This window comes from Pontibacter indicus (genome assembly GCF_900156345.1).
In the GTDB taxonomy this organism is placed as follows: Bacteria; Bacteroidota; Bacteroidia; order Cytophagales; family Hymenobacteraceae; genus Pontibacter; species Pontibacter indicus.
Window position 1 is genome coordinate 716,156 of sequence record NZ_FTPP01000001.1, and the last position, 23,094, is coordinate 739,249.

The 23,094-nt window shown below is 48.5% G+C and carries 18 protein-coding genes; 6 read left to right on the forward strand and 12 right to left on the reverse strand.

The window, feature by feature from the left end; all coding sequences use genetic code 11:
* Positions 1-72 precede the first annotated feature (72 nt).
* The 9 genes from B0B12_RS03055 to B0B12_RS03095 form a co-directional block, all read right to left on the reverse strand.
* On the reverse strand, positions 73-732 hold the full coding sequence (locus tag B0B12_RS03055) for an SOS response-associated peptidase (protein ID WP_076666009.1): 660 nt from the start codon (positions 730-732) through the stop codon (positions 73-75).
* A gap of 102 nt (positions 733-834) precedes the next feature.
* Complete coding sequence (locus B0B12_RS03060) at positions 835-2,619, reverse strand: GmrSD restriction endonuclease domain-containing protein (protein ID WP_076666010.1); 1,785 nt, start codon at positions 2,617-2,619, stop codon at positions 835-837.
* A gap of 36 nt (positions 2,620-2,655) precedes the next feature.
* On the reverse strand, positions 2,656-3,567 hold the full coding sequence (locus B0B12_RS03065) for a phospholipase D family protein (RefSeq protein ID WP_076666011.1): 912 nt from the start codon (positions 3,565-3,567) through the stop codon (positions 2,656-2,658).
* Positions 3,568-3,598: 31 nt separating this feature from the next.
* Positions 3,599-6,622, reverse strand: a complete 3,024-nt coding sequence (locus B0B12_RS03070) for a type I restriction endonuclease subunit R (protein WP_076666012.1) — start codon at positions 6,620-6,622, stop codon at positions 3,599-3,601.
* Positions 6,603-7,037, reverse strand: coding sequence for a restriction endonuclease subunit S domain-containing protein (locus B0B12_RS03075; protein ID WP_076666013.1), 435 nt, complete (start codon positions 7,035-7,037; stop codon positions 6,603-6,605). The genes B0B12_RS03070 and B0B12_RS03075 overlap by 20 nt, the downstream gene beginning before the upstream one ends.
* 3 nt (positions 7,038-7,040) lie before the next feature.
* Positions 7,041-7,847: a restriction endonuclease subunit S gene (locus B0B12_RS03080; protein ID WP_076666014.1), complete on the reverse strand. Its 807-nt coding sequence runs from the start codon at positions 7,845-7,847 to the stop codon at positions 7,041-7,043.
* Between the two features lie 35 nt (positions 7,848-7,882).
* The gene (locus tag B0B12_RS03085) at positions 7,883-9,637 is read right to left on the reverse strand and encodes an ATP-dependent nuclease (RefSeq protein WP_076666015.1); all 1,755 of its coding nucleotides are present in this window, start codon (positions 9,635-9,637) and stop codon (positions 7,883-7,885) included.
* 114 nt (positions 9,638-9,751) lie between these two features.
* Positions 9,752-10,555: a hypothetical protein gene (locus tag B0B12_RS03090; protein ID WP_076666016.1), complete on the reverse strand. Its 804-nt coding sequence runs from the start codon at positions 10,553-10,555 to the stop codon at positions 9,752-9,754.
* A 40-nt stretch (positions 10,556-10,595) separates the two neighbouring features.
* The gene (locus B0B12_RS03095) at positions 10,596-12,212 is read right to left on the reverse strand and encodes a type I restriction-modification system subunit M (RefSeq protein WP_076666017.1); all 1,617 of its coding nucleotides are present in this window, start codon (positions 12,210-12,212) and stop codon (positions 10,596-10,598) included.
* 286 nt (positions 12,213-12,498) lie between these two features.
* Here B0B12_RS03095 and B0B12_RS20500 point away from each other — a divergent pair, with 286 nt between their 5' ends.
* Positions 12,499-13,242: a transposase gene (locus B0B12_RS20500; RefSeq protein WP_212564603.1), complete on the forward strand. Its 744-nt coding sequence runs from the start codon at positions 12,499-12,501 to the stop codon at positions 13,240-13,242.
* Between the two features lie 119 nt (positions 13,243-13,361).
* Here the strand turns inward: B0B12_RS20500 and B0B12_RS03105 are convergent, their stop codons facing one another.
* The 3 genes from B0B12_RS03105 to B0B12_RS03115 all read right to left on the reverse strand — a co-directional run bounded on the left by B0B12_RS03105 (position 13,362) and on the right by B0B12_RS03115 (position 15,579).
* Positions 13,362-14,108: a hypothetical protein gene (locus tag B0B12_RS03105; protein ID WP_076666018.1), complete on the reverse strand. Its 747-nt coding sequence runs from the start codon at positions 14,106-14,108 to the stop codon at positions 13,362-13,364.
* 263 nt (positions 14,109-14,371) lie between these two features.
* Positions 14,372-15,175 (reverse strand): hypothetical protein, encoded by an 804-nt coding sequence (locus tag B0B12_RS03110; protein WP_076666019.1) that lies wholly within the window; start codon positions 15,173-15,175, stop codon positions 14,372-14,374.
* A gap of 98 nt (positions 15,176-15,273) precedes the next feature.
* Positions 15,274-15,579, reverse strand: a complete 306-nt coding sequence (locus B0B12_RS03115) for a hypothetical protein (RefSeq protein ID WP_076666020.1) — start codon at positions 15,577-15,579, stop codon at positions 15,274-15,276.
* Between the two features lie 193 nt (positions 15,580-15,772).
* On the opposite strand from B0B12_RS03115, the gene B0B12_RS03120 reads away from it, so the two are divergent.
* The 5 genes from B0B12_RS03120 to B0B12_RS03140 all read left to right on the forward strand — a co-directional run bounded on the left by B0B12_RS03120 (position 15,773) and on the right by B0B12_RS03140 (position 23,083).
* Positions 15,773-16,450 (forward strand): hypothetical protein, encoded by a 678-nt coding sequence (locus B0B12_RS03120; protein WP_076666021.1) that lies wholly within the window; start codon positions 15,773-15,775, stop codon positions 16,448-16,450.
* 219 nt (positions 16,451-16,669) lie between these two features.
* Complete coding sequence (locus B0B12_RS03125; RefSeq protein ID WP_076666022.1) at positions 16,670-17,500, forward strand: SDR family NAD(P)-dependent oxidoreductase; 831 nt, start codon at positions 16,670-16,672, stop codon at positions 17,498-17,500.
* Positions 17,501-17,546: 46 nt separating this feature from the next.
* Entirely contained in the window at positions 17,547-18,215 is a 669-nt protein-coding gene (locus tag B0B12_RS03130; protein WP_076666023.1) for an NAD(P)H-binding protein, read from the forward strand.
* A 169-nt stretch (positions 18,216-18,384) separates the two neighbouring features.
* Positions 18,385-21,576 (forward strand): SusC/RagA family TonB-linked outer membrane protein, encoded by a 3,192-nt coding sequence (locus B0B12_RS03135; protein WP_139337758.1) that lies wholly within the window; start codon positions 18,385-18,387, stop codon positions 21,574-21,576.
* Between the two features lie 64 nt (positions 21,577-21,640).
* The gene (locus B0B12_RS03140; RefSeq protein ID WP_076666025.1) at positions 21,641-23,083 is read left to right on the forward strand and encodes a SusD/RagB family nutrient-binding outer membrane lipoprotein; all 1,443 of its coding nucleotides are present in this window, start codon (positions 21,641-21,643) and stop codon (positions 23,081-23,083) included.
* Positions 23,084-23,094 lie beyond the last annotated feature (11 nt).

Here is a 23,094-nt window from a genome sequence, read left to right on the forward strand (position 1 = left end):
ATACTGTCATGCCACACTCATTCCATGCTCCTTATACCTGGCTTTTGAGATTGCCTTTTTGTATCAGTCAGATTACAGGGAGTTCAGTATTTCCGGTACGTTGTTTTGGGCTGAGTTGACCAGAGGAGACACGGGGTAGGCTTTCATTTGGGTTGCATCATAGGGCTTTAACAGCGACAGCAGTTCTTCCTGTGATTCGTGCGCATCGAGCCAGAGTTCTTCTGCCTCCGGCGAAAGGATGACCGGCATTCGGTCGTGGATCGGCTTCACCAGGTTATTGGCCTCGGTCGTGATGATGGTGTAGGTATGCAGCAGCTCGCCCGTGCTTTTATCCAGCCATTCATCCCACAGACCGGCAAAGCTGAAAGTGTCTTCATCTTTCAGGAGGATGCGGTAGGGCACCTTGCCATGTGCCGTTACCTGCCATTCAAAAAAGCCGTCGGCCGGCACCAGGCAGCGCTTCGAGCTCAGCAGTTTGCGGAAAGAGGGTTTCTCGGCAAGCGTTTCAGCCCGGGCATTGATCGCCCGCTTCACTGCTTTTGCATCCTTCGCCCAAAAAGGCTGCAGTCCCCAGGAAAAGAACTGAACGGCATCAGGGTGATCGTTGGTTACGACCGGCAGGTTCTGCGAAGGCGCCGCATTGTAATGGGGTTCCTTCAGGCTTTTCGTCAACAGCTTCGCAGCTTTCGATTTTCCCTTTGGTTTAGCTAGTACCGAATATTTGCCGCACATGGTAAATGGAGTCGTTGGTATGTACTGTAATTTACGATGTTGGCGGTTGAATAGCTGTTAAGAGTTCTAAGAATCAATCGGGAGATAATCATTGGATTATCACTACAGTGAAAAATAATACTCTCTAATTTTATTCGCCATCATTCTGCGACGTGCGTACAAAAAGTCTTGGTAGTGCTGAATACTCATATTATCGATTGAGTAAGGCACACAATTCATGTCCAGGTTTTTCTTCAACTCCTCCCGCGTAGAGATGCCCGTCAATTGCAGATTTTCCTCTTCTATCTGCGTGTGGATCAATTCAAAGTATTCTTCGGGAGATTTACTGCCCACTTTAATGTTGATTTCGGATTGCATGTAAGCATAATTTGCAATCTGATTGTATTTACCTTGTGCCAAGCCATTTTTCCTCAAGTATTCTTTCGGGAATAGATGGTGAATGTCGCCTTTGTGTATGATCAGGTCAGCAACAGAAATATCCTTCGAAAGAAAGCCCTTGTCATTTGCTTTTACCTGTGCGGCAAGGAAAACTAAAAAGTAAGGACTACTGGCAACTGAGGTGTCTAAACTTTGTGGAAGAGAAGCACTCCAAAAAGCTTCTGATAATTCGCCTTCTTCTTTTTCACTAAGGTATTCTGCAAAATGTCTGTTAGAGATTTGCTTGATATCATAGTCAAACACACTTTCTGGAGAGCCAGAATAACGGCCGGTCAAAATAGAATATACCATCCAGCGCCTCACATGGCTTTCAATTGCCACGGAGTTTTCACCTAATTCCCGCAGCTTCAGGTATAAGATGTATGCAAAGTTGAGTACGTTTTGTGATCGGATCAATTTAGGTGATATGAAGCCGGCTGACTTCACTATCATGATAAAGCGTTTGTAATTCGATTCGTTGATGAAGTTTATAACGCCTTCCCTTAGTTTGGCAAAAGAACTTTCAGCGATGCTCTCTTCAAATGTTCGAGTTTCGAAATTACGGCCTGACAACAAACTAACCAGGTCAGAAAGACGCCCACGATTGAATTTTGAGGTAAAGGCAACTCGAATTAAATCTGTATAATCCGGGTCATACAAGTCTTCTGTTTCAGACTTTAGCCACTGCATCTTTTGGAAGAGCTCGGTACTGGCAAATGCTGGATCATTATCTACTATGTGTCTGTAGTAGTCCGGTGCAATGGCTAAGTGGCAGAAGTAGTCAATCGCTTTGCGCAGTTGATTTCCGTTGTATTCTGTGTTAGAAGCGATCTTACTCATGGCAAAATCTGCCTGGCTTAGAACAACTCCTTTAGAATTGATTCGAATGAATATCTCCGTTACGGTTTCAATGTCGAGATCTGGCGCTAATTCAATAAGGCCAATCTGCTTTTTTGGAATGTTAACAAGTTTAGTAAAAGCGCTTTGTGCCAGTTTTCTGTCTACATCCGGGTTTAGATCGAAGTAATTAGAGGCCAGCTCAAAAAGATCTCCATTGATAGCATCAGCAATGTCTGGTATCCATGTTTTGTCTTTCGAAATAGCAGGGTTCAATACCTCGAATCTCTCTTCCAATGGATTGAAAGCAATTTTTATCTTGACCCTTTTATAGTTTTTATTAACTACATACTGACCAAGTATAGCCGCTGTTAAAGCAGTGATGCGCTGCTGCCCATCTATCAGTATCTTTTTCCCTTCGCTAAGTGTTCCATCTTTTAACTTGACGTTAGGGTTCTTCCAGGCTATGACGTATCCGACAGGATAGCCCTGGTACAAGCTATCCATAAGGTCGCGCACTTTCGAGCCGTCCCACACAAAAGGCCGCTGGATCTCAGGTATGGCAATTTCGCCTGACTTAACCCAGGCTAAGACAGTCTCGATTAGATACTGATTGACGGAATACTTTTGCATGTTGTTATTGATTGACTGAAGTTAGGACGCAATTTTTTACTTCTTTATTTCACTAGCTTTTTTCCAGTTTTTATGAAGTATAGGTTTTCTCATACTAGTTTCTCCGTTAGATGCTTCACCTGAATAATGGCAATATTTTTCGGAGAAATCCTCGTTTCCCCAATATGCCCAGCTTTTGTATGCATCATAACTATAAGGACTTTTGGGATTGAAAGGTATTTTCTCACCTGTGCGAATGCAATAACCGGGTTCGAATGACTTTGAATAATTAGTCTTTGAATCGTTGTAAACCACCTTCCCAGGTTTGTTAGCAGGAGTACGGCTTGGCATTTTATTAAACACTTCCTCAAAATCTAGCTCATCATCAAAATCATCAAGTTTATGCGAGGTTGTAACAGATTTGCCATTATACAACTCTGCTGTAAGATCACATAGAACTTTCGAGCCTCTGTAGTCATAATCAAGATACATTGGCCGATTGATGTAAATAACAGCATTATCATTAGCTATATCTATACAAGTGTTCCAAACTTCAGCATCTGTACTTTTAGAAGAGAAGAAACCATTTGATTTACTTTCATATAAGACACCAAACTCTATGTTGTTCTCAAAAGAATAGTCATAGAGATTAATAGATGTTACTATTCCTACCTTTTCATTTGCATAATATTTTGCATGAAGTTTTGGAACATATACTATGCTAATGTTTGGAAATTGTTTAAAGTACTCAAGATCATCTTTGTTAAAGCTTTTATCAACTCGGCCTTCATTCTTCCCGAACATAAGAAGAATATGCAACTTATGGTTGTGACGTTGTTTATCAAAAAGCTCTCTGAAATGATTATCAAGTTTAATAAATGGGGAGACAATCATAAGGTTTTCCTTGGCTTTCCATATAATTTCATCTACAGCTGTTGAAAGCTCTCCTCCGGTAATAAATTTTGACATACTATAATGTTAAGTTGATTTTCAATTTAGTCTAAGCCACACTCATATCATATTCCTTATACCTGGCCTCGGCTTGCTCCATAATCTCTTCCAGTATCTCCTGCAACTCGGCTTTAACTTTAAATTTCAGCACCTTTTTCACAGCCAGCTGTAGCTGGGCTTTGGTGTCTTCTTTTTTGTACCAGTCCGGTTGAGAGGCACTTTTCTTTACTTCAGCAAGTATCTTTTTAACTAGCTCTTTGATCAAAACAAAATCCTGCACAGCATCCGGATGGTTGGCCAGGATTTCGTAAAAGGCTTCTTCCTCTTGGGTTAAGCCTAACTTCTGGAGGCGCTGGTCTTCTTCCTGAAGCGGCTTTGCAACATTGTTGATCAGTTGTTGCAGAGCCAAAAGATTATCGAAAAAGTTCTTATGATACTGATCGATGATACGATCGACCTCTTCTTTGAACTTGCGGTACTTTACAAGATTTTTGCTTGATCGTAACTTTATCTCATCGTTCAAAATCTGCCTGATAAGCTCCAGTTTTAAGTCAGTTCCGCTCTTCTCTTCCCTGGCTGTTGCCAGAAAAGCGTCATTGATGATGGATATATCGAAGCTCTCAATACCGGCCATCTTGAAAACATCAATTACTTCCTCGCTTTCAATGCTTCGGTGTAAAAGTTCCTTTATTTGATTTTCCTTCTTTTTAATATTTGTGTTGGGATACTTTACTTTGCGAACGGCAGCACCAAGATGCTGAAAGAATATAATGTCTACCGCTATATCATTAATGGCACTGTGGCTCTTAACAATAGGGGCTAGGCTGGTCAGCTTCTTTTCGTTCAGCATAAAAGTCTTACACTCGTCGTCATCCTTCACGATATGATTTAGCGCCTGGCTGATGAGCTTAAATCTCTCTTTTTCTGCGATAGCAGGCCAGCTGTTGTAAGAAAAGCCTTTTGGCATTTGCTCACGCAGAAGCATTATCATATCTGAAGAAAGTGAGAAGGCTTCCTCAATAGTTGAAGCTAATGTTTTCTTTCTGTCTGGGGTAGTAAATTTTTTGGTAGCGTCCCTTAACCTGTCGCCGATGCCGATGTAGTCCACGATCAGGCCGCTGGGTTTGTCGCGGAAAACGGTGGCGACACGGTTGACGGCTTGTATGAGGTTATGGCCGCTCATTATTTTGTCGACATACAAGGTATGCATGGCCGGGTTGTCGAAACCGGTGAGCCACATATCGCGCACAATCACAAGTTTGAGCGGATCGTCCGGATCTTTGAAGCGGGCTTTTATACCTTCCATCTCTTCTTTGGAGTGCACGTGTGGGTGCCAGGCCGGCGGGTCTTTGGCGATGTTGGTGGTCATGATCACGGCTACTTCCGGGCAGCCTTCCAATGCCGTCAGAGCATTGTAGAGCTTCACGCAGTTGCGGCGGCTCATGCACACGATCATGGCTTTGCCTTCCAGGTTTTTAGTCCGGGTGGTATAGTGCTGCAGGATGTCTTTGGCGATGGCTTCGACGCGGGCGGCAGATCCGGCGGCGTCTTCCATGGCAGCCCACAGTATTTTGTTCTTCTCGTTCTCTTCCAGACCGCCGGTGATCTCTTCGGCTTCTTCTTCGAGCTGCTCGTTGCCCAGGTGCAGTTTGGCCAGGCGCGGCTCGTAGTAGATCGGCACCACGGCTTTGTCTTCGGTAGCCTGGCGGATGTCGTAAGTATGGATGATGTCGCCGAACACGGCCACGGTGTCGGCGTCTTTGCTGTCGACGGGCGTACCCGTGAAGCCGATGAAACTCGCCTGCGGCAGGGCGCGGCGCAGGTTATTGGCAAAGCCCTGCACCAGGCCGTACTGCGTACGGTGGCACTCGTCGGCAATCACGATGATGTTGTCGCGGTTGCTCAGCACAGGGTGTTCCAGCTCTCGGCCAGTGGCGGTGTCTTTGAGGTTAAACTTCTGCACGGTGCTGAACACCACACCGCCGCTATCGCCGCTCAAAAGGGCGCGCAGCTCGTCGGTGGTGTTGGCAATACTTACATCGCCTACCAAGTCTTTGGCGGCCACAAAGTCGTCGAAAAGCTGGCGGTTGAGGTCGAAGCGGTCTACCTGCACCACAATGGTTGGGTTCTTTAGCTCCTTCAGCTGACGCAGGATGCCCGTGTAAATGGCCATGGTAATGCTTTTGCCAGAGCGGGTGGTGTGCCATACCACGCCAATGCGGCCGTCGCCGTAGGGCTTTACCGACTGCAAGGTTTGTTGCAGGGCGTATTGTATGCCGAAGAACTGGTGGTACTTGGCGCCTTTCTTGATCAGCTGGCCCTTGTCGAGCTCGTGGAAGATGTAGTGGCGCACGTATTGCAACAGACGCTCGGGCACGAGCAGGCCTTTGATAAGGGTTTCCAGCGCGAAGCCATTGCCGACTACCTCGCGGCCGTCAATACTTTTCCAGGCGGCGAACCACTCCAGGCCGCTGCTGTACATGCCGTGCAGGGTGGTCTGGCCATCGCTTACTACCGTCAAGGCATTGTACTCGAAGAGCTGCGGAATCTGGTAGGTATAGTGTTGCACCTGGTTGTAGGCGGCTTCAACGGTGGCGTCCTGGTTGAACAGGTTTTTGAATTCGAAGAGCACCAGCGGCAGGCCGTTCACGAAAATGATCAGGTCGGGGATTCGTTTGCTTTTGCCGATGATGGTAAACTGGTTGACTACCAGGAATTCGTTCTGCGAAATATCGTCGTAGGCGATGGGGTAGAAGTGGCCGAAGTGTTGTTTGCCTAGGTCGTCTTTCCAGGTTTTGCTGATGCCTTTGCTAAGCTTGAGGTGAAAGGCGTGGTTGCGCTGGTGCAGGTCTGCGCCGCTGTTGTAGAGGAACTCCTGCTTCAGCTCGGCCAACACCTTTTGCGGCACCTGCGGGTAGCGGCGCTGCAGAAATTGCTCAAACACATCTTCGAGCACGGCTTTGCTCAGGTCGCGCTTTATATCGGAGCCGTGTTGGTAGGTATAGGGCTCCAGTTCACGCAGCCAGGCAATGGCAGCTTGCTCAATGGCTTCTTCAGCTAAGTACTGGCTCATGCTGTTCGGTCAGTTTGCTTTGCATTACGTCGATTTCTCCTGACATGAGTTTGGGTAGGAGAGTATCTCTTGTCTTAGATAAAGTGGCAATCTCCATTAGATTTTGTTGCTTCTTCTGTAGAAGTGGACGTAGTTTAGTCTCAAACTCAGTTACTATTTCTTTAGGTGGTATTACACTTCCCAATTCTAAAATTTCGCTTGGTTTTACCCTTTGATGACTTCCACTTGTACCAGTTGCTTTACCAACTAAATCATTCTTTACTTCTTCGCTGCTCAGTAAAAGGTATGCAAAGCTGTACCACTCTGAAGCCTTAGGTATGAATACTAAAAGTTCAGTTGAACATATTGCTCTTGTTTCATCAACCTCGTCGATATTCCATACTCTTGGAAACCGAGGATTGAGTTTTGAGAACAAAATTTAGTTTGACTTAACTATAAATTTACTGCTAAGTATGGTATGACCAAGTTCTTCATTAGGTCTTTGAGTACTGTCAAATGCAGGTATACTATAGTGTAAGTATACTTTATCAGGATCTTTCGATGGGTTAACTGGGTTCTTTGATTGATATATAACATCACCTACTTTCCCAACTCGCCAACCCTCCGGCAGATTCTCTTCATCAATACCATCCACGAAATACTGCCGGAAGAGCGTTTGCGCCATTTGCTCCAACGTTTGGTTCATGCGGTGGTTCAGCTCTATTTTGTCATCCAGCGCAGATAAGATTTCGGCTATGCGGTTCTGAACTGCCACATCTTCTGGTGCTAAAATCTCAAATTCTTCCAGCATACCTTTAGTCAAGGCATTACGTGTCGCACCAGTAGAAGCAAGTGATAAAAGCCTGTCTTTGTTATACTTTGTTAGCAAGCTATACTTAAGGAATTCAGGAGAAAGCTTAGAAGTATCAGCACGAAGTATAGCTACGTGTTGGTTTACCCTTGCTGGCAGATACTCACTTGGCACTTGGCATACTCTGGCAACCGAATCACCCGTAATATTTACCAGCACATCCCGCTCTTGTACTTTCATATTGGCCAAAGCCTTTGCCTGTGCTTCATTGATAAAAGCTAAGCCATCTTCTGTGAAAGTGTAGTCAAGCACATTCTGACTCCTGATTAATGAAATACCCTCAGAGATATAAGCAGACTTACCACCTTTGGGTGTGGCACCGCTACCTATTTTAGAGCACACTTCGGCTAATTTATATGTGGTCCAAGTAGTCATTAGTGATTACTTTTTTTACTTGTGGTTTAATGTATTTAGCTGCACATTGAGATTACTTCATTAATCAAAGTTTTTATATCTTCTGGAATCTCAGTTGAGGCCATTGATTTGGCTATTTCATGCTTATTTATTTTAAATTCATTTTCAATACATTCAATAATTTCTTTTCCCTCTAGTTCAAATAAAACTTTATTACTTGTGACTTGATCACTTTGTAGGTATGTAGTGCTAGGAAAAGTAATGCTGAATTTAGTTTGAAGTAAAGTATTAACATCCTGTTCAGAACAATTAGCAGTCCTGACTATTGCAGGTACACATATTAAATAATTTTCTATTTCCCATCGTCTCCACTTTCTATATCTTAATGTTGATCCATTTAGGGATAGATTTGGCAAATTATTGTCAATCAAATTTGTACTTGTGGTACTATATAAATCATTATCTCGGTCGGACAAACTTATACTTTCTATTCCTGATATTTCTTGAGCCAAATGAGTAAAAAGGTGTTTCCTTTGAGAGTGTTTATTGGCAACTGCCCACGCAACAAGATTTTTTGGCCATGATAAGCCAAGTATTGAAGCCCAAGACTTTAGAAAATCAATGTCGGACTCATTTTCAACGAATAACAAATTCTTATGGGTTTGGAGTTGGTTAATCTTTGGCGAATAACTTGAGCCAAGTCCAGCTATTAAAGCTATTTTTTGATTTTCATTAGTTAAGTATCTGACAGTCTTCTGATTTACTTCTAGCAGCTTCTTTACAGATATAAATTTTATTATTTCTGTAGAGTGACTTGCCATTAACACCTGTTTATTATTTGATTGAGAAATTTCAACAAGCTTATCTAATAATAATGTTTGCAATGTACAATGAAGATGTGCATCAGGCTCATCAAGAAGAAGAATATCTACGCTATCATTTAAAGCAAAAGTATAGACGCTTAACCATTGAAGGAAACCACTCCCTTCAACCATAATATCCCTTTTATTATAACTTTTATGGGGCGTAAATTTTTCATTAACATAATTCCCTTTTACTGAATCTACTCTTACATAATTATGAAAAGCAGGATCAAAATTTTGGGGAATTATTTGACTCTGAAAAGTCTCTGCTAATACTTTATTTAGGATTTCAAGTGGTGAGGTAGCTCGTATGTATTCGTAATCTCTTTTTCCTAACTTCTTTTTATTACCTTTTTTTTCTTCCTTAAGCTTCAGAAGATCATTATTCATTTCAATTATAGTATTCCGTAACACAGATCCAGCTAGACCTCTTCCTATTAACTTTCGTCTATCAGCAGGAGAATACCATTGTTCTTTATCTGTTATACCAGCAAAAGGGGGAATGTAAGCGATTACTGGTACATAATCATTTGCCACTAAATTACTACTCAGTTGTTTGATAAAAAGCCTATCTTGAGTTAAAGCTAGACCAATTTCTAAAAAGCAGTCAGCCTTGGAGGGATTATCCCAAACGCACTTTATTGATAACGAGTAGCTGGCCTTAGGTTTTAGATTGGTCCATAAATAATTTAATGCCGGTATATTAATTGGGGTAAAATCATCTATACTGATACCAATACCAGCTCCTTTAAAACCGTAATATATAGAGCCATTTCCTTTCTGATTAATAAGATAATTTTTACAAAATTCCCATATTGCTAAAGCATGTAAAATTGATGACTTTCCAGAGTTATTACCACCAGCTAATACTGACACACCTGATGGTAAAAGTGTGATAGTTTTATCCTTAAACTTTTTGAAGTTCTTTAATTGAAGTTCCTTAATCAACTTATCTAAATTTTAAAACTATAACTTTCTTATTATTATAGGTGGCTATTGTAAAGATTTTCTGACGTGATGATGCTAATCAGAATCTTTCAATTTCGCCTCATTAAAAAACCATTATCCTCCGAAAAAATTTGATAATGACTCTAGAAGACTTAGCTTGTTTTCTAATTTCACAACTTTCCCATCCTGAACAATTAGATTTTTTCTTTTCGAGAAATTTAAAGTGCCGCTATTCACTTGTTTACCATACTGGTACACGTAATCCCCAGCAGTAATATAGTCGGGTAGTTGTTGTTCAATTATAATCTCAACACCCTCAGGACTAGTATATCTAGTTTCAGTTAGTATTTTATAAATCCTGTTAGACTGAATTTCGAATAGCTGATTATTAGTGAGCTTGTACTTACCATCTTGAACATCGTCAGCTTCAATCGTAACAGAATCACCAATTCGAGGAATATTGAAATGCTCATCTTTTCTTTTAATCTCTAGCACTTTACCATCGGCAAGTCTGCTTTCAATAAGCTTGAGCTTTTGGTATCGCAACTCTTTGAGGTATCTGTATGCATCCAAATCAGGAACAACGTTTTCATTAGTTAAAACAAAGAATTGGTTGTCTGTACCATCTAATCTAAGGATCATTACACCTTTATCTATGAAGGCTTCATTACAAAGAATTTTATCATCACCCCTATCAATAATTAGTGATCTTGCCTCACGTAAATATTCCCATCTTCCAGTTTGTACCTTACCATTTCTTGAAAGTATAAGCTCATGATTTTTCTTGAAAATCAGTTTTTGCATTTGCTGATCTTCATCAATCATAGCCCACGGTTTATCAATCAAGATTGCTGTCTTATCAAGTGTAGCGCTAAAATTCCTTAGCTGCTTGACTATGCTCTTCAGGTATACTTTCATTATAAATTGTTCATTGTTGTAACCTCTTTGTAAAACTATACTAGAGAGAAAACCCAATCCCCTCCAGATTCTCCCGAATCCGCTTCTCCAGCAGGGCGCTTTCTTCAAACTGAGCGGCCAGTTCGGTGGTCAGCAGCTTCATCTTCTCTTCAAACGGAACACCGTCGTCTTCTTCGGCTTCGGAGCCCACGTAGCGGCCCGGCGAGAGCACGTAATTGTTGGCGGCCACTTCGGCTATAGTTGCGGCCTTGCAGAAGCCTTCAGTGTCGGCGTAGCTGCCGCCGATGTTGCGCCAGGTATGGTAGGTGTCGGCAATGCGGGCCACGTCGGCATCTTCGAACACGCGCAGGCGGCGACTGGCCATGGTACCCAGCTTGCGGGCATCAATAAACAGAATCTCATTTTTACGCTCGCGGTGCTCGCCGTCGCGGCCGTCGCGGTTCTTGCTTAGTATAAAGATGCAGGCCGGTATGCCGGTGGTCAGGAACAGCTTATCGGGCATCTGTACAATGCAGTCTACCATGCCTTGCTGTATCATGTGCTCGCGCACGTTCTTTTCGCCGGCGCTTCCGGTGGTCATGGCGCCGTTGGCCATCACCACGCCAGCCGTGCCGCGCTCCGAGAGGTGGTGCCAGAGCGTCTGGAACCACATGTAGTTGGCGTTGCCGGGGGTGGTGAAAGTGTCTTTGGCCCCGAAGAGGCGCGGGTCGTTATCGGGCAGCAGCTCGGGGTGCCAGTTGCTGATATTGAACGGCGGGTTCATGAGGGCGTAGTCGGCCTTCAGGTCGGGGAAGCGGTCCTGTAGCAGCGAGTCGCCCAGCTTCACGTCGAAGGAGAGGTTGCGCAGCAGCAGGTTCATTTTGCAGAGGCGCAGCGTGCCTTCGTAGCGCTCCTGCCCGTAAATGGAAATGTCGTTTTTGTCGCCACCGTGCGCCTGCAGAAACTTAAGGCTTTGCACAAACATACCACCCGAACCGCAGGCCAGGTCCATGATGCGGCCTTTGAGCGGCTCTAGCATTTCCACGAGCAAACGCACTACCGAGCCCGGCGTAAAGAACTGCCCCGCACCGGAGCCTTCGGCCATGGCAAACTTGCCGATGTAGTACTCATACACGCGGCCGTAGATGTCAGATTCGGGGTTGTTGATCTCGGAGAACTTCTCTTTGGAGAACAGGTTGATTAGCCCGGCCACCTGCGTAGGGGAGAGCTGGCTCTTCACGAAGATCGGCTCCAGCACGCCTTTGTAGTCGGGGTTGCGTTTGCTCAGTATCTCGTCGATCAGCACAAAAGCCTGGTCCACCTTCACCTTTATGTCGTCCTGCTCGGCGTTCTCGCGCAGGTAGGTCCAGGTGGCTTCTTTCGGCAAACGGTATACGTTCTTTACCTGGTACTCCAGCTCGTCTTCCAGCACTTCGGTCTGCTCGTGCTGTTCTATGTTATAGTAGTCGCTTTGCGGGTCAAAGAAGGAAAGCTGCAGTTCCTGCTTGCGTATCTCAAAGCGTTCGGAGAGGTGCTTTAGAAACAGCAGCGAGAGCACATAGTCTTTGTACTGGTTTTCAGCTACAGCGCCGCGTAGTTCGTTGGCGGCATTCCAGAGTTCGTTTTCAAAATCTATATCCGCTTTTGCTTTAGCGGCAGGGGTATTATTCTTGGCCATGTAAGGGTGTACTCGGTGTTGAAACAAAGGCTCAAGATAGGGAAATTATAGAGAAATATATAGATCAAATGAAATATTTCGTAGGGACAGGTCGCGACCTGTCCGAATCGTGCACCGGTTAAACTACCCGAATCGTTCCCCAACCATCCTGAATAGCATTCAGGGCTGTTTCAACTTGGAGGTAAGTTGCACCTATCGACCCTTGAAAATCTCAGAAACCGGTCACAATGCGTGCGGACAGGTCGCGACCTGTCCCTACGAGGGGGATTGGCCGTATACCTGTCTTATGGCTTTACCGGATCGGAAACGAAATAGGTTGTTGGGGTATGATTACAGCACAGAAGGGCTGTATTTTGTGACCGCTTGCGTACTGGAGAAAGCCTGTGTCTTTGGTGTTGTGGCGAATGGGGAAATGCAACTAAACGAGTTTGGCCGTATTGCTGAAAATCAATGGCAATGGCTGTTAGAACAATATCCGTATGTGTTTATACATGCCTTCGTGGTGATGCCAAACCATGTGCATGCCATTATCCAAATTGATCCATCCCTTGTAGGGACAGGTCGCGACCTGTCCGCACATTCCACGAACCAATCCGCATATTTCCCCGACTTGTCCGCACTTACCACGAACCTGTCTGCACCTGAACGATTGTCCATCGGCGATTCGGATGAAAGTTTGTACAAGAAAGGTGATGATCCGGAAAAGTTAAGGTACGATTCGGATATGTTGGGGAACGATTCAGATAGTACAGTGCACGATTCGGACAGTACAGTGCACGATTCGGACAGGTCGCGACCTGTCCCTACGAGGGTGAAATCTTTATCCGGGTTGATGGGCGCTTATAAGACGACGACTTCCAAACTGATACGGCAGGCTGGTCTGGTGGACTTTGCCTGGCAGCGCTCTTTTCATGATCACATCATCCGCCACGAAAAAGCTTACCGGCAGATAGAACAATACATCCACCACAATCCCGCCCTTTGGGACAACGATGTTTTTTACCAGGAAACACACCCACCAACCTCGTAGGGACAGGTCGTGACCTGTCCGCACGCATGGTGATCGGCAATTTATGAACGTATAGGTGCTAGATTTTTCCGCGCGTATTGTGGCTATTAATTCTGAATCATGCTCCAACTACCACCTACCTAATACCTATACCTCACAAAATCACAAACCTCCTCATCACAAAGCAGCTGCTTGAGCTCCGGATCCTGCAGCACCTGGGTATAATCCAACCACTTGCCGTTGACTTTGATTTTGCGGTGCATGAGCCGGATGCCATGGCTGTAATCCACGTACCAGTTGATGTGCCCGGTATAGAGGGGCTGTATGGGCTTGCCGTTGAGGCGGTGCCAGCCGTAGATGGCGACCCGGTTGGGGCGTGGGTCCTGGCTCACTTTGCTGCTGAGCACGATATCCTTCTTGATGCCGGCGATCAGTCCTTTTCGTCCCTGGCGCTGCCCTTCGATCATGAGGTGATGGTGGTAGAAAGTTGGGGTACTGTCGCGGAGGGCGTAGAGGGGGAGCGGTTCCAGCTTCACGCTGGCCTGGCGGTAAATGGCGTCCACGATTTTGCGGGTAGGCAGAAAGCAACCCAGGCTGTCGGCCAGTTGCTGCGCGGCCATGGGAGTGAGGGGGATGCGCGCCCAGTCGGTTTCGTGTCCGATGCTCACATAGTCCGGACTGGCGTAGAAAGTCGCCTGTATCGTTTTACCGTCGGCGGTCTGAGCGGACACAGGTATAGGCACGAACTTCTGAAAGAAGGCCGGCATGTTGCCGCTCAGGATTTCTCGCACGGCCAGCGAATCGCGCTGCTGCCAGGTATAGCCGGCGGCTTGTTGGTAAAACGCCGAACCCGACAAAGCTGTGACAGGGCGTTTCGGAAACTTCATGGGCTTTTGGACGGTGCAGGCGAAACAGAGCAGTAGGAAGGAAAAGCAGAGTGATCGTTTCATTTTTATCTTGGTCTCCGGGCAGGGCTGTTGTTAAACAAGGCGCCCTTAATCAGCGGCTCAAGATAGGGAAAGAATACGTAGCCGGGAAGGGGAAATCGCTTTTCGCAAGGTATAGCCTGTCACTAACGGGCAGGTATAGGATGTCAGATTTCTCCTATCGTCGAAATGACAGAGTAGGGGCGGCCTTGAAGATAGCCCGGCTATACCTGCTCCGGCACCGTTTGCCTATACCTGAACAACACTAGCCCCGCCACTAGGGCCACGACTGCCAGGCAGATCCAGGCCGTTGTGATGATCTGCGGGCTTTCCGCTATACTTAGCTCGCGGTGCTTGAGGATGATGCCGTAGAGCGCCCAGATGCCGACCAGTCCCACGACCGGGTTGCTTCGGCTAAAGACTACGAATACCACGATCAGGGTGGCCGCTACGATCATGATCATCGTCCAGAGTCCTTCGCTCAGCCCAAATCCATCCCAGCCCAAACCTACCAAGGCAGCGCTGATGTTGGCGACCGTCGCGATGATAACCCAGCCAAAGTAAAGGCTCAGCGGCACCTGCGTGAACCAGATGGAGGCAGTTGAGCGGCTCCTGTCAAAAATATCCAGTCGCAGGTGGATGAGCAGCAGCGTGATGAGTTGGATCAGCATCAGCACCACTGATAGCACCAGCTGCTCGCTCACCCAGGCGATGGTCCAGGCGCCGGTGGCCAGGTTGTTGAGCATGAATAGAAAGCCAAGCCGCTGCAGGTCCTCGTTGGCTTCGTGCCGGGCGGGTTCTTTATAGGCCTTGACAAAGTGGTAGATGCAAAATGCGGTGAGCCCCAGGTAAATGATACCCCAAATGGAAAAGGTAATGCCAGCCGGCGTGAAGAGCGCCGGGTATTTGGAAGATACCTCGCCGATGGTTTGGCCATTGAAAAGCTCCAGCTGCGTGAGTTGCGAAGGCACCAGGTGCAGCAGAAAAAATACGGTGTTCAGGATGGCAAGTGCCTTGATATTTTTCATAGTCCGGAGAGCGTTATTTCACAAATGTTCTCTTTACGCAAAAGAAAAATACTTAACCAGCCTCCACCGGAAATGTTCGGAATTGCCCGCGCTGGTGCTTACAAAATCGAGCTGATGATCAACTGGTCGCCGCCAGCCTTGCCGATCTTGTTCAGCTGGATATCGTCCATTTCCTGCACCTGTTGGGCATGCAGCGCTTTGATGTAGGCCTCGAGTTCTTCCTGCGTTTCAAACAGCGCTTCTACTTCCTCCGGTCGCTGACTGAGCGTTTTGACGGCGTCGCTGGTGAGGCTGTACAGTTTCCAGGCGCGGAAGCGTCCGCTGTAACACTCGTAGCCACCGATGCATACATAGGCGTAATAGTCGCGGTTCCAGTCGAAGTTTTTGATCGATACTTGTGCCATGAGTGGAAGGATTTAAGGTATAAGTTGATGCTATTTGAAATGTAAATTAAGAAAAAATAACATCAGGTATACAGGCTGGTTTTGGCAATATGGTTTAAGTATTATATTTGTCAGCTGCTCACCGGCTATACCTGGATTTGGTATCAAAAAGACCAGTCTGGCAGGTGGCGGCTATACCTTAAAACATTTCCTGATGAAAAACTTTACCTGGCTGCTGGTGGCAGCACTGGGCCTGTCGAGCTGTGTGGGCACCAAGAAATACGCTTCGTTTGTGGAGCAGCGTGTGCAGACCGAGCAGGCCACACCAACGCTGCAAGAGGCGCTGGTGGTGAAAGCACCGGCCACCGAACAGGCGGGCCATCAATACAAACAGCTGGAGCGCTCGTTTATACCTGCGCTGGTCTACTGGGGCTGGAACTCGACCATTTCCTGCGAGCTCGATCCGGGTTTGGCCACCGCCGCCGTCAGCCGGGGTATGTATCAGGCCGCCGACAAGCTCGACTTGCAGAACAGACTGGGCGGCAGGCAGCTGGTGGTCGATATCCGGCAGACGCCCGGCCAGTTCATGTACGAGAACAAGGGCAGCGTCATTTATCTGATCTTTGTGAATCTGACATCGGGTCAGGAATCCATTACGCCGCGCCCCACCGATCTGGTGTTGCATTACCAATTGCTCGAGAACGGTGCCGTGGTAGCCAGCGGCGAGGAAATGGTGAAGAATACGCAGGAGCCTTTGCGCAACCTCTGGAAGTCATCGAAGAAATTTACCTGGCTATACCTGGACCAGTTCGAACTGGAAGCCGGGCGCATGGGCGAGCAGTCACTCCACAACATCATGCTTAAGTTAGAGGGCGATCTGAGTAAGTTGTAGTCGTCCGTCTGAAAATAAAATTGACAACAAAAAATCCTCTTCGTGAAAGCGCAGGGGATTTTTGTTTTTGGCCTTTCTTGTCAATTCGACCGGGGGTAGGGGCCCTCGACCATTACAACATTACTCGGCCCAAAAGCCGGATCAACCGTATAACTCCGAATCAAATTAACTATACCTGGCAGGACATCTGCCTGCATTTAAGCTTTAAACCAAACCAGCATGGAGGCAGACCTCAGTGGCAGAACGATCATCATCACGGGCGGTAGTTCCGGCATTGGGGCAGCAGCAGCGCGAAGCCTGCGCCGGCAAGGGGCGAAGATCGTGATTACCGGGCGCTCCGATGAAACCCGTAAACTGGCAGAGGAGATCAGCTGCGACTATTACCTGGTGGACTTCACCCGCTTTGCCGATGTGCGCGCTTTTGCTCAGAACCTGCTGGCCAAATACCCCCGCATTGATGTGCTGGTTAACAACGTGGGCGGCATCATAGCAGACAGGCGCCTGACCGAAGACGGCCACGAAACCACGCTGCAGGTCAATCATTTGTCGGGCTTTCTGCTCACGCTGCTGCTACAGGAACGATTGGAGGCTTCCAAGGCGATCGTGATCAACACCTCCAGCGCCGCCAACCTGATGGGACGCATTAAGTTCGACGACCTCGAAAATGAAAAGAACTACAAAAGCATGTCGGCCTATGGAGCGGCTAAGCTTATGAATATTCTGCATGCGATGGAAATCAGCCAGCGCTTTAAGGGTGTGTGGGCTGCATCGTTTCATCCGGGCGTGGTCGGGACAGGCTTTGCGCGGGAGGGAGGCGGTCTGATCCGTTGGGCGTATGAAGGTTTGCTGGGCCGCTACCTGATGATTTCCCCGGAAAAAGGCGCCGACACCCTGCTCTGGCTGATCAATACCCAACCCGGCAAGGACTGGCAGGACGGGGAGTATTATTATGAACGCAGACCTGGCAGACGGAATCCGCAGGCAAATCCCGAAATCGCCGCAAAGCTTTGGGAGGTTTCGGTGCAGCTGACGGGTGCCGGAAAACAATAGCCCGAAATGCAGGTATAGCAATAGAAAAAAGACAGATAAACCGCAAATGAAAACAGCACTCGTAATTGGCGCAACCGGCCTGGTAGGAAAGCAACTCGTTCAGCAGCTACTGGCCGATGACCGCTTCGGCAAGGTGATCGTGTTCGGCAGACGCGCCTTAGGTATAGCCAACTCTGAACTGGAAGAGCACTTGATCGACTTCGATAAACCCGAGGATTGGCAGCACCTGGTGAAGGGCGATGTGTTTTTCTCCACGCTCGGCACCACCCTGAAGCAGGCAGGTGGACAGAACCAGCAGTACAAAGTCGACTACTATTACCAGTACAAATTTGCCGAAGTCGCTGCGCAGAATGGCATTCCGGCCTATGTGCTGGTTTCCTCCTCAGGCGCCAACAAGGATTCCATGATCTTTTACTCCCGCATGAAAGGCACGCTGGAAGAAGCCGTGAAACAGCTCCCTTTCCAAAGCATCAACATCATCCAGCCCGGTCTGCTGCACGGCGACCGCAAGGAGGAACGCTTCGGCGAAGAACTGGCCTACAAGGTGATGCACTTTTTAGACAAAGTAGGTATAGCTGGCAAGTACAAACCCTACGAAGACAAGGTAGTGGCGCAGGCCATGATCAACGCAGGTATAGCCGCCCAGCCCGGCGTGCATACCTATACCTTGGGCGACATTTTCAAGCTGGCAGAAAGAGAGCATCTGAGCCGGTAGCAGGTGCCTGTACTCACAAAACCAGGTTGCATAACAAACTTCACGTTACCAGAACTTCAAATTTTATAGCCTGCACTACCGATTCCTTAACCTTTATATAGCCTTGCCTTAATATTGAGGTAACCTGCTCAAAATAGCTTTGCGATCAACTAAACAAACAATGATCGCTATGCTAGTGAGAACTTTTACACTTTTTACACGGCAACTGCCCGCTTTGCTGCTTCTGCTGCTTTGTTGTCAGGTGGCCGTGGCGCAGTCCCTGTCCGTGCAGGGCAAGGTAACCGACGAACAGGGCTCGGGTCTGCCGGGAGCCAGTGTGGCCGTGAAAGGCACCACCAACGGCACCATCACCGATGGAAATGGCAATTACAAACTCGAAGTCCGCAGCAGTGATGATGTGCTGGTGGTGTCCTTTATCGGGTATCTGGCACAGGAACTGCCGGTCGGAAGCAGGGATTTCATCAACATCCAGCTGCAGCCCAACCAAAACCAGCTGAATGAGGTGGTGGTAACTGCCTTGGGTATAGAACGCGAAGAGAAAGCACTTGGCTATGCCACCCAGACCGTAACCGGTGAAAGCCTCTCAAATGCAAGGTCAAACAACTTCGCAAGCGCCCTTTCCGGTAAGGTGGCGGGCCTGACCCTGGTGTCTCCCGGCTCAGGACCTGTTAACTCTACCCGGATATCGCTTCGTGGTGACAACTCCCTGAGTCCGAACGGAAACAATGCGCTGATCATACTGGACGGGGTGCCTATGAACAGCGGTCTGACCAGCTCCGGCGTTGACAACGCGTATGGCGCAGGTTCAGGTAATGACATACCTGTAGACTTTGGCAATGGCATTGCCGACATAAACCCCGACGACATCGAAAGCATCACCGTACTCAAAGGGCCTAGCGCGGCAGCACTCTATGGCAGCCGCGCCGCCAATGGCGTGCTCATCATCACCACCAAGTCCGGTAGCAACCGCCGGAAAGGCCTGGGTGTGACGGTGAACTCTAACTTTAGTATCAACGATGTGCTGCAGTGGCCGGACTACCAGTATGAGTATGGCCAGGGAACCCACGACCTGAACAAGGAGGGGCAGCCTTATTACTCCTACCATGTATCAGAAGACGGTAAGAATACTGGCGGCACGAGCAGTGCCTACGGACCTAAGTTCGACGGGCAGTACTTCTATCAGTACGATCCTACCTTGGAGGGGCAGTCGGCGGAGCGCCAGCTGTGGAGACCCTACAAAGACAATATCAAGGGCTTTTTCAGAACAGGCTCCACCATCACCAACAGCGTAGCCGTGGATGGCGGCAATGAGCGGGCCTCGGCTCGCGCCTCCCTGACGCACTCCAAGAACGAGTGGATCATGCCCAACACCGGCTTTGAGCGCATGACGGCGGCCCTGAGTCTGAACTATAACGTGTCGGATAAGCTAAAGCTTAACTCCAAGATCAACTTCACGCACAAGAAAAGCGACAACCTGCCGGGTACCGGCTACAGCAACCAGTCCATCGCCTACTTTATGATTTTCCAGAACCCGAATGTGGACCTGGCCTGGTACGAGCCGAGATGGAAAAAGGGCAAAGAGCAGTTGGAGCAGATCCACCCGTTCAGCTCCTACATCGACAACCCCTATGTGATCGCCTACGAGATGACCAACGCGATGAATAACTATGCGACGGTTGGTAACCTCTCGGCCACATACGAGTTCTCCCCGAAGCTGGACCTGCTGGTGCGCTCTGCCCTCACGACAAGACAGGAGGATCGTGCGCAGCGTCGTCCGTTTAATTCTGCGAACTTCCCCTTCGGTTACTACAAAGAGCAAAGCATCTTCGACTACGAGATCAACAACGACTTTCTGGTGACTTACAAGGAGAAGCTCGGGAGTGACATCGATATCAGAACGTCGTTTGGCGGCAACATCCGTCGCGAAAAATACAGGCTGACAAACGGGGTGCTCGATGGCCTGGTCATCCCGGGGGTATACAAGCTCTCCAACGGCCTCAGCAACCCGATGATGACCACCAGCCACGCCAACAAGCACGTGAACAGCCTGTACGGTCTGGCCACCTTCTCTTACCAGGACAAAGTGTTTGTAGACGTGACGGGCCGTAACGACTGGTCCTCCACGCTGCCGGTGCAGAACAACTCCTTTTTCTACCCTTCCATCAACTCCAGCTTCATCCTGAGCGATATCTTTATGCTGCCGCGCCAGGTGTCTTATGCCAAGCTAAGGCTCTCTGCAGCGAAAGTGGGTAACGACACAAGCCCATACCGAACGAGAAAGTACTACGGACAGAGCGACTTCGCGGCATCCGGGTCGGTGCCTACCACGCTGCATAACACGGAATTTAAACCAGAGCTCACAACCAGCTACGAGGCTGGCCTGGAGTACCGGTTGTTTCAGGGACGCCTGGGCATGGACATTACCCTCTACCAGAGCTTCACCGAAAACCAGATCCTCGAAATTCCGCTCGACCCAACCACTGGCTACAGCAGGGCGGTGATGAACGCCGGCAAAGTGCGTAACCAGGGTATAGAATTGATGCTGAATGCCACTCCGGTCGAGACAAGTGGTTTCCGCTGGAACAGCTCGGTGGTATGGTCGAAGAACGACAACAAAGTGATGGAACTGGCGGAGGACCTCGGTGCCGATCAGCAGGTGATTCACATGGGCGGACAGGCCAACATCATTGCCAAAGTGGGAGGCTCTACCGGCGACATCTACGGCTTCGGTTTTGTAAGGAGCCCTGACGGGCAGATCGTGTACGACAAGGCGGGCCTGCCGGCTTACCCGGCCGAGACACAGTACATTGGCAACGCCTATGCCGACTGGAAGGCTGGTTTCAACAACGAATTCTCTTACAAGAACTTCCGGTTTAACGTGTTGCTCGATGGCCAGTACGGCGGCATCATTTACTCCCAGACACACCACAAAATGGCCGAGCAGGGCAAGCTGAAGAGCACCTTGATGGGCCGTGAGGATGGTTTCATCATCGGTGATGGTGTGGTGGACAACGGCGACGGAACGTTCTCGCCAAATACGGTAAAAGTAACGCCACAGGCCTACTACACGCGCTATTACCGCCGCGCCAACGTGGAGTCCAACTCTTTCGATGCTTCCTTCCTGAAGCTGCGCGAAGTGCGCTTAGAGTATAACCTGCCCAAATCGCTGCTCGCCAGGACCAGGTTCATCAACGGCGCCAGTGTGGCCCTTTATGGTCGCGATCTGGCCATGCTTACCAAGTTCCCGATCTTCGATCCGGAGACGGCCGCGCTGAATGGCGGCACCATTATGCCGGGTGTGGAAATGGGGCAGATGCCTTCTACCAGAACCTTTGGTATGAACGTAACCCTGCAGCTTTAATTTGATTCTGAAAAAATAGCCTGGCCTGTGGTTTCTCAGGCCGGCTTTCTAAAGCATACATCTAATGACAACACGTATAAATAAATTCCTGGCGGTGCTGGTGGTACTGACTTGCCTTAACTCTTCCTGTACCGATGACTTTGAGGAGATTAACATCAACCCGAACCTCATCGAGAAAATCAGTCCCGGCACATTGCTCAACCCGATCATCTATGAGGTATCGAGTTTCAACGCCACACGGAGCAATTCCTTCACGTTTGATCTGATGCAGGTAGCGCTGCCTTTTCCGAGTGCTTCGGGTGGTGTGCACCGTTACGACATTGGAGAGAGCGCCGGCAACTCGACCTGGAACACGTACTACCGCTGGCTCGCCAACATCAAGGAAATGCAGGCTGCAGCCGTGGCAGCGGAAGACCCCAACTACGAAGCGATTGCTCTGACCCTGAATGCCTGGGTCTACTCGCTGCTGACCGACGCTTTCGGGGATGTGCCCATGGATGAGGCCTCACGTGGAGACGAGAAGATCTTCTACCCCGCCTTCAATACACAGCAGGAGGTTTATACCAAAATACTGGCTGATCTGGACCGGGCGAACGCGCTCTACAATACTGCCGGCGGCATGGTATACGGTACGGATATTCTCTATAACAACAACGTGAGCAACTGGCAACGCTTCACCAATTCACTGCGTCTCCGCCTGTTGCTCCGGGTGTCGAATAAGGCTGAGATGAACGCCGAGACCCGCATGGCTGAGATCGTCAACAACCCGGAGGCAAACCCGGTGTTCACCAGCAACGAGCAAGCGGCTATCCTTAAGATTACCGGTATCCCACCGCTGATTTCGCCGTGGGGCCGCGCCGTTGACTTTAGAACGGGCCGTGCCGCCTCGGCATTCTTCATCGACCACCTGAACGCGCTGAACGATCCGCGCCGACCGAAATTCTTTGGAGAGGCAACACTGACAGACGGCAAAACCAAAGTAGGTTACAAGGGCATCCCGAGTGGCTTTGACAGCAACAGCGCACAATTCGATTTTTCCCCATCCAGCCCGAACATCGCCCTGGTGACCGCCCCCATGATTGCGGTGCTGATGAGCTATGCCGAGGTAGAATTCATCAAGGCGGAGCTGGCGCAGAAAAACCTGATTGCTGCTGATGCGAAGTCGCATTACGAGAAGGGCGTAAAGGCTGCCATTGCGCAGTGGGGGGCCGAAGTTCCGGCTGATTACTTCGAAAATCCCGCGGCTGCTTACGATGGCTCGCTTGATCGCATTATGCTGCAGAAGTACCTGGCACTGTACTTCACCGATTATCAGCAGTGGTTTGAGTACCGCCGCACGGGGCTGCCTGTGTTGCCTAAAACGGAAGGTATGATGAACAACCAGCAAGTTCCGGTGCGCTTCCGCTACCCAGCCAACGTGCAGCAGATGAACGGCGAGAATTACACAAAAGCCGTGGAGCGCATGGGGGGTGATGACATCAACATCAAGGTATGGTGGGAAAAGTAAAACCCCGCAAG